The sequence below is a fragment of the Streptomyces spiramenti genome, assembly GCF_012034385.1.
Lineage (GTDB): Bacteria > Actinomycetota > Actinomycetes > Streptomycetales > Streptomycetaceae > Streptomyces > Streptomyces spiramenti.
The window spans coordinates 1-7512 of sequence record NZ_JAAVJB010000237.1 but is presented as its reverse complement, the minus strand read 5'-3'; the positions used below and the strand labels follow the sequence as shown (position 1 = coordinate 7512).

Genomic DNA, 7512 nt, shown 5'->3' with positions numbered 1-7512 from the left:
GCCCCGCAGGCCGCGACGTGCCCGTGAGTCGGCGGCCCCGACCGCGCCGGGAACGCGCCGCCGCTGCCCCGGGATCGGCCGGGATCACGGCCGATCCCGGTTTTCACCCGCGCGTGTCGTCCCGCCGACGGTGGCCGGGAGGCCGTCCGGCGACCGCCGGCAGCCGAGAGCCCGCGGCTCAGCGGCTCAGCGGCCGGCGCCGCGCCAGCCGGCGACAGGCAGTGCGAACTTGGCGACCAGCCGGTCGGTGAAGGGTGCCCGGTGCAGCCGCGCCAGCCGTACGGGGACGGCGCCCCGCCTCACCTCGACCCGCGCGCCGGCGGGCAGGTCGAAGCTGCGGCGGCCGTCGCACCAGAGCACCCCGTGGGGGGTGCGCGGCTGGACCTCCACGGCCAGGACGGAGGCGGGGGCGGTGACCAGCGGCTTGGCGAACAGGGCGTGGGCGCTGATGGGGACCATCAGCAGCGCCTCGACCTCCGGCCAGACGACGGGGCCGCCGGCGGAGAAGGCGTAGGCGGTGGACCCGGTCGGGGTGGCACAGACGACGCCGTCGCCGCCGAACCGCGACACCGGACGGCCGTCCACCTCGGTGACGACCTCCAGCATGCGCTCGCGGGAGACCTTCTCGACGGACGCCTCGTTGAGGGCCCAGTCGGTGTGGACGGGGCGCCCGGCGGCGGTGCCGTCGCTGTAGACGGTCACGTCGAGGGTCATGCGCTCCTCGACGTCGTAGTCGCGGCGTACGACGCGGCTGACGACCTGGTCGAGGTCGTCGCGTTCGGCCTCGGCGAGGAAGCCGATCCGACCGAGGTTGACGCCGAGCATCGGCACGCCGGTGGCGTGGGCCAGTTCGGCGCCGCGGAGCAGGGTGCCGTCGCCGCCGAGGACGACGAGGAGTTCGCAGCCGTCGGCGGCCTCGGGCCCGGCTGTCACGCGGTCGACCCCGTCGGGGAGCGGCAGGTCGGGCGCCTCCTCGGCGAGCACCCGGACCCGCAGCCCGTGGGCGACCAGCCCGCGGACGAGGAGTTCGGCGCTGCGGACGGCCGCGGGGCGGCCGGTGTGGGCCAGCAGGAGAACGGCGCGGTCGGTCGTGGTCACTGGGGGCCCTCCGTCACGGCGCGATGGATGTCGGCCGGGTCCACCTGGGGCGCCCCGGCGCGCAGCCACAGAAAATACTCGACGTTGCCCGAGGGGCCGGGCAGCGGGCTGGCTGTGACGCCCGCGGTCCCCAGGCCGAGCGTGCCGCCGCGTTCCGCGACGGCCAGAACGGTCGCGGCGCGGACGACCGGGTCGCGCACCACGCCGCCGTCCAGCAGTGAACGGTCGGCCTCGAACTGGGGCTTGACCATGAGGACCAGGTCGGCGTCGTCGGCGGCGCAGCGCGCGAGCGCGGGCAGCACCGTCCCGAGCGCGATGAACGACAGGTCTCCGGTGACCAGTTCGGCGGGGCGGTCGTCGAGGTGGTCGAGGGTCAGCTCGCGGACGTTGGTGCGGTCGCGGACGGTGACGCGCGCGTCGTTCCGCAGGGACCAGGCCAGTTGGCCGTAGCCGACGTCGACGGCGACCACGTGCGTGGCACCGGCGCGCAGCAGGACGTCGGTGAAGCCGCCGGTGGAGGCGCCCGCGTCGAGGGCGCGCCTGCCGGTGACGCGCAGCCCGCGCGGTGCGAACGCGGTGAGCGCGCCGGCGAGCTTGTGTCCGCCGCGCGAGACGTACCCGGACCCGTCGGCGGCCTCCCGTACGACCACGGCGGCGCTGGTCGCGACCCGGGTGGCGGGGTTGGTGGCGCGGGCGCCGTCCACGGTGACGCGGCCGTCGGCCACCAGGGCGTCGGCGTCGTCCCGGTTCCCGGCCAGGCGGCGGCGGACCAGTTCGGCGTCGAGCCGGGTCAGGCGGCGGCGGGGCGCTGCTGCCACGGGGGTCTCAGCTCCTGGGGTGGGGCGGCGGGTGGGGCGCGCCGCGGGGTGTCGGTCCGGGCGCGCGGTCGAGCGCGGCGAGTGCGTCCCGCAACCCGCCGTGTACATCCTCGTACACCTCCTGGTGGCCCGCGACGCCGAGGTGGTCGGTGGCGGACAGGCGGGCCAGCAGGGCGTCCACGGTGGCGTCGCCGGTGGGTTCGACGGTGAGGCCGAGCGGTCGGGGTCCGGTCGCGTCGTCGGGGCCGTCGAGGCCGTCGTCGGCCTCCGTCGGCCCGGTGCCGACGGTGCCGTCGGGGCGGGCCGCGAGCTCGTGGCCGTCGGTGGTCTCCTCGGCCCGGACGGCGGGGCCGGTGCCGGGGGTGGGGTCGTTCATGCCCCGACGCTACCCGCTGATCACCGCGGCACGCCGTCGTGCGGCGGGGACCACCAGTGGTGTCCCGGTCTCCGGGTCGGGGATGACACGGCAGGGCAGGCGGAACACGTCCTCGACGAGCTCCGCCGTGATGACGTCGCCGGGCGGCCCCTGGGCGACGACCCGACCCTCGCGCAGGGCGATGAGGTGGGTCGCGTAGCGGGCGGCGTGGTTGAGGTCGTGCAGGACCGCGACGAGGGTGCGGCCCTCCTCCTCGTGGAGTCGGGCGCACAGGTCGAGGACGTCGATCTGGTGGGCGATGTCGAGGTAGGTCGTGGGTTCGTCGAGGAGCAGGAGTTCCGTCTGCTGGGCGAGCGCCATGGCGATCCAGATCCGCTGCCGCTGCCCGCCGGAGACCTCGTCCACCTGACGGTCGGCAAGGTCGGCCACGCCGGTGGCGGCCATCGCCTCCTCGACGACGCGCTCGTCCTCCCGCGACCACTGCCGCAGCAGCCCCTGGTGCGGGTACCGGCCGCGGGCGACGAGGTCGGCGACGGTGATGCCGTCGGGGGCGACGGGGGTCTGGGGCAGCAGTCCCAGCCGGCGGGCGAGGCGCTTGGCGGGGAGCGTCGATATCTCCTCACCGTCGAGCAGGACGCGCCCGGCGCTCGGGCGCAGCATGCGGGAGAGGGCGCGCAGCAGGGTGGACTTGCCGCAGGCGTTGGGGCCGACGATCACGGTGAACGAGTGGTCGGGCACGGCGACGGTGAGGTCCTCCGCGATGACCCGCTGGTCGTACCGGAGGGTGACGGCCTCTGCGGTGAGGCGGGCCGGCTGGTTCACGGGGTGTCTCCTGTAAGGGTGCGGTGGGCTTCGGGGCCGGTGCGTGGTCCGGTCGGAGGCGCGCGGGTCGCGTGCCCGGCGCGCGGCGCGGGTGGGCCTCCGCGGTGGGTGGGTGACGGGCCGTGGGCGGGCGACGGGCGGTGGCTCACAGCCGTCCGCCGCGGCGTTCCGCGTGGAGCAGCCACATCAGGTACAGGCCGCCGAGGACGCCGGTGACGGCGCCGACGGGCAGGGTGACGGCGGGGAGAGCGTGCTGGGCCGTCCAGTCGGCGACAGTGGTGAGCGCCGCGCCCATCGCCGCGGCGGGAAGGAGGTCGGGGCCGGTGGCCCGGGTCAGCCGCCGGGCGAGCTGCGGTGCGGCCAGGGCGACGAAGGCGATCGGGCCGGCGGCGGCCGTCGCGGCGGCGGTCAGCAGGACGGCGCCGGCGAGGGCGGTCAGCCGCGTGCGTTCGGGGCTGCCTCCCAGGGCGCGGGTGGTGTCGTCGCCCATCTCCAGCAGCCGCAGCGACCTGCCCCGGGTGAGCAGTGCCGGGAGGAGGACGGCGCAGGTGGCCAGCAGGGGCCAGAGCTGGTTCCAGTCCCGCCCCTGGAGCGAGCCGGTCAGCCAGAGCAGGCCGCGGGCCGCCTCGTCGACCCCCGCACGGGTGAGCAGGTAGCCGTTGGCGGCGCTGAAGGTGGCGGCGGCGCCGATGCCGACGAGGACCAGCCGGTACCCCTGGACGCCGCCGCGCCAGGAGAGGAGGTAGACGGCGGCGCCGGTGGCGAGTCCACCGAGCACGGCCCCCGCCGCGACCGGTCCGGGGCCGCCGCCGAAGAGGACGATGACGGTCAGCGCGCCGGCGACCGATCCCTGGGTGAAGCCGATGATGTCGGGGCTGCCGAGCGGGTTGCGGGAGACGGATTGGAAGACGGCCCCCGCGACGCCGAGGGCGGCGCCGACGAGGACGGCCACCAGGGCGCGGGGGAAACGCAGTTCGTGGACGACGAACCACTGGGTGGGTGTGGCCTGCCCGTTGAGCACGCGTATCACCTCCAGGGGCCCGAGCCGCTCCTGACCGGTCCCCAGCAGGAGCAGGACCGCGGCTGTGGTGACGGCCGCCAGCGCGACGACGACGGCGACGGTGCGGGGCCGTACCCGCAGGGACGTCCCGCCGGGGAGCCGCAGCGCGACGGCGGCGGGGGCACTGCCCCGGGGGCGGAAGGGCGTCCGGGTCACAGCGCCACCGTCCGGTGGGCGCGTCGGACGAGGTGGATGAAGACGGGCCCGCCGACGAGGGCGGTGACGATGCCGACCTGGAGCTCGGAGGGCCGGGCCGCCAGTCGGCCCAGCACGTCCGAACCGAGCAGCAGCACCGGGGCGAGGACCGCGCAGTACGGCAGGGTCCAGCGCAGGTCCGGTCCGGTGACGGCGCGTACCAGGTGCGGCACCATCAGCCCGACGAAGACGATGGGTCCGCAGGCCGCGGTTGCGGCGCCGCACAGCAGGGTGACGACGAGCAGCGACAGCGCACGCGTTCGATTGAGCTCCGCCCCCAGTGAACGGGCGGAGTCCTCGCCCAGCGCCAGGGCGTTGAGCGGCCGGGCCAGCGCGGCGGTGAGCAGGAACCCGACGGCGAGGAACGGGAGGACCTGGGTGACGACCTCGCCGGTGGCGGAGGCGAGGGAGCCGACGGCCCAGAACCGCATGCGGTCCAGCGCGGTGGTGTCGAGGAGTTGCACCCCGTTGACATAGCCGTGGAGCGCCGCGGTCGCCGCGGTTCCGGCGAGCGCGAGCCGCACGGGGGTGGCCCGGCGCCCGCCGCCGAGGGCGTGGACGAGCAGGGCGACGGTGGCGGCGCCCGCCATCGCCCACCACACCAGCACGGAGAGCGAGGTGACCGACAGGAAGCTGATGGCGCTGACGACCGCAGCCGCGGCTCCGGCGTTGACGCCGAGGAGCCCGGGATCGGCAAGGGGATTGCGGGTGAGGGCCTGCATCACCGCCCCCGCGACACCGAGCGCGGCGCCGGCGAGCAGACCGAGCACCGTTCTGGGGACGCGGAGTTCGCGGACGACCGCGTCCGCGTCGCTGCCCGACGGCGCGACGAGCGCGCGCCAGACCTCGTCGATCGGCAGGGCCTTGGCTCCCAGGGCGACGCTGGCGAACGCGACGAGCGTCAGGAGCACGACGGCCAGCAGCAGGCCCACGGCTCGGTGCCGGGCGGTCCGGGCCCGGAACGACCGCCGCGATTCGGACGTACGGGAGTGCGATGGTTCGTTCGTGAGGGTGGTGCCACTCACCGGTGCCCCACCGAACGACAACGGATCAACATGCCGTTAGGTTAGCCTAACCTTAATACCTGCCTCCGAGAGGTGCTCGCCAGCATGCCCGCAGTCACCCCCCGCCCGACCCGGCGCTCCCTCCTGCTCACCGGCGGCGCGCTCGGCGCCGGCGCGTTCCTCACCGCCTGCGGCTCCGGTCCGGCCACGGGGACCTCCGGCGAGACCGACGCCGCCGACGGGAATGTCGGCGCGGCCGACGGAGCCGGCTGGAGCTTCACCGACGACCGCGGAACCACCGTCGAACTCCCCGCCGCCCCCGAACGCGTCGTCGCCTTCATCGGTACCGCCGCGGCCCTCCACGACTACGGCGTCGAGTGCTCGGGTGTCTTCGGCCCCACCGCCGACGGCGATGGGAACCCCGATGTCCAGGCGGGCGACCTCGACATCACCCGGCCCGTCCGTCTCGGCAACGCGTGGGGGGAGTTCGACCTCGACGCCTACGCCACCATGGAGCCCCAGCTGCTGGTCACCACGATGTTCTCCGAGGACGCCCTGTGGTACGTCCCCGACGACTCGCGCGAGCAGATCGAGCGCCTTGCCCCGACCATCGGCCTGACCGCCTCCCCCACCACCCTCCGCGCCGCCATCGACCGCCACGCGGAACTGGCACGCGCGCTCGGCGGCGACCTGGACTCCCCCGAGGTGGCCGAGGGCCGCGAACGCTTCGACGCCGCGTCGGAGGCACTGCGCGCGGCCGTCCGGGACAACCCCGGCCTCCGCGTGCTCGCCGCCTCGGCCGCCGACGACCTGCTCTACGCCTCCACCCCGGACGCCTACGCCGACCTCGCCTACTTCGCCGAACTGGGCCTGGAGGTCGTGGCACCCGACGGCGTGGAGGGCGGCTTCTTCGAGAACCTCAGCTGGGAGAACGCCGACCGCTACCCGGCGGACCTCGTCCTCCTCGACAACCGCAGCAGCGCCCTCCAGCCGGACGACCTCACCGACCGGCCGACCTGGCAGCGGCTGCCCGCGGTCGCGGCCGGGCAGATCGTGCCGTGGCCCTCCGAAACCCGCTTCTCGCACGCCGGCTGCGCCCCGTTTCTGGAGGAACTCGCCGCCGCGGTCCGCGACGCCCGACGCGTCGTCTGACCCGCCGCCACCACGCACCACGAAGTCCACCCACGAGAGGACCCGCACGCCATGACCAACGCGCCCTTCGCGTTCTTCGACGCCCATGTGCTGCGCACCGAGACCCTCAGCCCCACCTTCGTGCGCGTCACCTTCGCCGGCCCGGAACTCGCGGGCTTCGCCTCCGGCGGCCGGGACCAGAGGTTCAAGCTGTTCCTGCCGCACCCCGGCCAGGAGCGCGCCCTCGTCCCCGCCGCGGCAGGCGAACGCTGGTACCCCGAGTGGAGCGCCATGGACCCCGACATCCGCGCGGTGATGCGCACGTACACCGTGCGCGACCAGCGCCACGCGCCGGAGGAGTTGGACGTCGACTTCGCGCTCCACGGTGACGTGGGGCCCGCCAGCCGCTGGGCGGCGCGCGCCCGCCCGGGCGACCACGCCGTACTGCTCGGTCCGACCGCCGCCGACAACGGCGGGATCGACTTCCGCCCGCCGCCGGACACCGACTGGGTACTGCTCGCCGGCGACGAGACCGCGCTCCCCGCCATCGCCGGCATCCTCGACCGGCTCCCCGCGGGCACCGAGGCCCGGGTCTTCCTGGAGATCCCGGACCCGGCCGACCGGCGGTGGCTGCCGACCCGCGCGAGCAGCGAGGTCACCTGGACCTGCCGCGGGCGCTCCGCCGTCCAGCTGCACGACGCGATCCGCGCGGCCCGGCTGCCCTCGGGCACCCCCTACGCCTGGATCGCCGGGGAGGCGGCCGGCGTGAAGCAGCTCCGCCGCCATCTGGTCGGAGAGCGGGGATTCGACCGCCGCCAGGTCACCTTCACGGGCTACTGGCGCAGCGGCACCTCGGAGGACCAACTCCTCGCCCAGGCCACACTCGCCGCCGTCGGCGAGGACTGATCGCAGGCCACCCCGCCCCCACCGAACTGCCGGGCCGGCCCCGCCACGCGGAACGGCACCCGTGCCGTCCCCGGGCAGCCGTGGCGGGCCCCGGGCCCGGCC

The 7512-nt window shown here is 75.6% G+C and carries 8 protein-coding genes; 2 read left to right on the top strand and 6 right to left on the bottom strand.

Annotated elements, in window-relative coordinates; translation table 11 throughout:
- Window positions 1–186 precede the first annotated feature (186 nt).
- From HCJ92_RS20380 to HCJ92_RS20355, 6 genes are all read right to left on the bottom strand, one after another.
- Entirely contained in the window at window positions 187–1098 is a 912-nt protein-coding gene (locus tag HCJ92_RS20380; protein ID WP_167935071.1) for an NAD kinase, read from the bottom strand.
- Entirely contained in the window at window positions 1095–1916 is an 822-nt protein-coding gene (locus HCJ92_RS20375) for a TlyA family RNA methyltransferase (RefSeq protein ID WP_338054290.1), read from the bottom strand. The genes HCJ92_RS20380 and HCJ92_RS20375 overlap by 4 nt, the downstream gene beginning before the upstream one ends.
- 7 nt (window positions 1917–1923) lie before the next feature.
- Window positions 1924–2292, bottom strand: a complete 369-nt coding sequence (locus HCJ92_RS20370; protein ID WP_167935069.1) for a hypothetical protein — start codon at window positions 2290–2292, stop codon at window positions 1924–1926.
- A 9-nt stretch (window positions 2293–2301) separates the two neighbouring features.
- Window positions 2302–3114: an ATP-binding cassette domain-containing protein gene (locus HCJ92_RS20365; protein WP_167935068.1), complete on the bottom strand. Its 813-nt coding sequence runs from the start codon at window positions 3112–3114 to the stop codon at window positions 2302–2304.
- Between the two features lie 145 nt (window positions 3115–3259).
- Complete coding sequence (locus HCJ92_RS20360) at window positions 3260–4330, bottom strand: iron chelate uptake ABC transporter family permease subunit (protein ID WP_167935067.1); 1071 nt, start codon at window positions 4328–4330, stop codon at window positions 3260–3262.
- Entirely contained in the window at window positions 4327–5289 is a 963-nt protein-coding gene (locus tag HCJ92_RS20355; protein ID WP_167935072.1) for a FecCD family ABC transporter permease, read from the bottom strand. The genes HCJ92_RS20360 and HCJ92_RS20355 overlap by 4 nt, the downstream gene beginning before the upstream one ends.
- Before the next feature lie 189 nt (window positions 5290–5478).
- Here HCJ92_RS20355 and HCJ92_RS20350 point away from each other — a divergent pair, with 189 nt between their 5' ends.
- Both HCJ92_RS20350 and HCJ92_RS20345 read left to right on the top strand, forming a co-directional pair.
- Window positions 5479–6525: an ABC transporter substrate-binding protein gene (locus tag HCJ92_RS20350; RefSeq protein WP_167935066.1), complete on the top strand. Its 1047-nt coding sequence runs from the start codon at window positions 5479–5481 to the stop codon at window positions 6523–6525.
- A 51-nt stretch (window positions 6526–6576) separates the two neighbouring features.
- Complete coding sequence (locus HCJ92_RS20345; protein ID WP_167935065.1) at window positions 6577–7410, top strand: siderophore-interacting protein; 834 nt, start codon at window positions 6577–6579, stop codon at window positions 7408–7410.
- The last annotated feature ends 102 nt before the right edge of the window (window positions 7411–7512 follow it).

Excerpts from the sequence above, each read along its gene's own strand:
- HCJ92_RS20370 (WP_167935069.1), bottom strand. The coding sequence starts at position 2,292 with ATGAACGACCCCACCCCCGGCACCGGCCCCGCCGTCCGGGCCGAGGAG.
- HCJ92_RS20350 (WP_167935066.1), top strand. The coding sequence starts at position 5,479 with ATGCCCGCAGTCACCCCCCGCCCGACCCGGCGCTCCCTCCTGCTCACC.
- HCJ92_RS20345 (WP_167935065.1), top strand. The coding sequence starts at position 6,577 with ATGACCAACGCGCCCTTCGCGTTCTTCGACGCCCATGTGCTGCGCACC.